Genomic DNA, 1,860 nt, shown 5'->3' with positions numbered 1-1,860 from the left:
TCCCGTTTGGTCATGACTGCAAAAAATGGCTGGTCAGTTATACGGTTATCTTGGGTGCGGATTAGCTCACCGATAGCACTCAGTTCAGAGCGCTCGCGCTTCAGCGCCGCATTCTCCACAGCCAGTGCATCGCACTTGACAAGCGCTGCCGCAGCGTCAGAAAAATATCCTTTGCATTTGGCTTCCGACATTGAAAGCTGACGCTCCAGCGCATCGCGCTCAGCCTCAAGCGCGCTCACCTCCTGCTGGTGGGCATCAAACCGAACGTATTCACCATGCTCCGCCTCTCTGGCGAACGGCTCAAAGCGAGCCGCGTGCATAGCGTAATCAGGGGTAAACCGCTTGATGGTTGTCATTCGTCGTCTCCCAGCACCCAGCGGAGCGCCTGAGCGTAATCACCGCTCGCACCCTCAAGGGCTTTCGTGATTTCTTTTCGGGACTTCATTCGGGGTTTGGCATCGCCAATCACCTGGCGCTGCCGGCGTGCCTTTTCATGGCCTTTAGTGCCTGCTGTTGCCGCTTCAACCTCTTTCACTTTTTCGCGCTGTTCGTCGGGTGTGAGGTTCGCAAGCTGGCGCGCTTGGGTAACGGTAATGTCGCCAGATTCAACCGCATCTTTAACGGCCTGAGTGGCATCGAGTAGGGCTAGGGTGGCGCGGATCGTCTGCACGCCGACGCCAAACATCAACGCTAAATCTTTTTCGTCGTGGCCCCGCGTAAGCGCATCAGCCATTTTTTTAGCGCGTCCCAGTGGCGTGTCTGCCTGAAAGATTTCATTGGCACTGATCATTACCTCTGCGACGCTAAACGGTGATCCGCGTCTGACGACTGCCGGCACCAAAAGAGGTTTTTTGCCTTCCTCCCGCAGACGTTTATTTGCTTCAAGAGTGTTTTTAACCCGCTGACGACCTTCAACGACGCAGGATTTGCCTGTCTCTGGGTCTTTCCAGATAACGATCGGCTCAATCACCCCCAACTTCATGATGCTAAGCACCGTTGGTTCATGGAGAGGCAGATGGATGCGTTCGTCGTAAAGCGGGTGCGTTTTATCAGACACCAGGTGCAGATTTTCAGGCTCGAACATCAACACGTTAGTTTTACCGCTGGCGCCGTATGCTTCCTTTGAGTTTTTGGCCATGCATCAACTCCAGACCGCGCCGGCAGTCAGCAGGCACAGGGTAAAAATGAGAAGGTAGAAGAGGTGTTTGCCGTGGTGGCGCTTAGGGGCGAAATCGCCCCCGGTCAGGTCATACTTGTGCTGTATGCGGGCGTTGAGGCTTACCATGTTGGCCTCCGCTGCTGGGTGTACAGGCGGCGCTGCAGTGTTCTGATGTTCTGACGGACGACGTACACCGGCGCGCAGGTATCGGAACAGACGAGGATTCTCACGGCCTTATATCTGCCGTCTTCGTAGCGCTGAATGCTTACGGACTGTTTGGCTACGTCGCGCGTCTGGCCGCAGTGTTCACAGCGTTGGGTAGTGGTTTGCATAACATGTCCTCTCAATGAAATTCACATGGGTAAAGGCGCTGCCTTGTTGGGATCCGCGCTCGCTTTCGCTACGGTTCCGGCACTTCCGGAGCGGCGGGCAGCGCCTTTACTGATGTGAAAAAAAGAGCCCCGGCGAGCGGGGCAAAGGATGTGACAAGGGAAGTGGTACTGAGCAGGCTTGTGATTTCTCACGCACCTGGTGGCGCACCGCTCCGGGGATTTATACTTTGTAGATATAAATTAGGAACCGAAACGATACGCCACCAGATAGGTGAGGTATTGGGCTGACCACTCATGAGGTAGGATCCTTCACCGCTTCCAGAATTTAAGGAATCGGGCGAGTGGTCAGCCTAATACGCCGGCATTAAC

General features: G+C 55.0%; 3 protein-coding genes and 1 pseudogene. All 4 read right to left on the bottom strand.

All coding sequences use genetic code 11. The features are described 5' to 3' along the window. Window positions 1–356, bottom strand: a pseudogene (locus tag H7A77_RS25390) (hypothetical protein); the annotation flags it as partial. Then, window positions 353–1,138, bottom strand: a complete 786-nt coding sequence (locus H7A77_RS25385) for a ParB/RepB/Spo0J family partition protein (RefSeq protein WP_182074835.1) — start codon at window positions 1,136–1,138, stop codon at window positions 353–355. The pseudogene H7A77_RS25390 and the gene H7A77_RS25385, both read right to left, overlap by 4 nt. Window positions 1,139–1,141: 3 nt before the next feature. After that, the gene (locus H7A77_RS25380) at window positions 1,142–1,285 is read right to left on the bottom strand and encodes a hypothetical protein (protein ID WP_154582428.1); all 144 of its coding nucleotides are present in this window, start codon (window positions 1,283–1,285) and stop codon (window positions 1,142–1,144) included. Next, window positions 1,279–1,491 carry a hypothetical protein gene (locus H7A77_RS25375; protein WP_182074834.1) on the bottom strand — a complete coding sequence of 71 codons (213 nt, stop codon included), beginning with the start codon at window positions 1,489–1,491 and terminating at the stop codon, window positions 1,279–1,281. Before H7A77_RS25375 ends, H7A77_RS25380 begins: the two co-directional genes overlap by 7 nt. Between the last annotated feature and the right edge of the window lie 369 nt (window positions 1,492–1,860).

The organism is Serratia sp. ME47 (assembly GCF_903970925.1).
GTDB classification, from domain to species: Bacteria; Pseudomonadota; Gammaproteobacteria; order Enterobacterales; family Enterobacteriaceae; genus Serratia; species Serratia ureilytica.
Note: the sequence above shows the minus strand (reverse complement) of the source record. Positions and strands in the feature narration are given on the sequence as shown.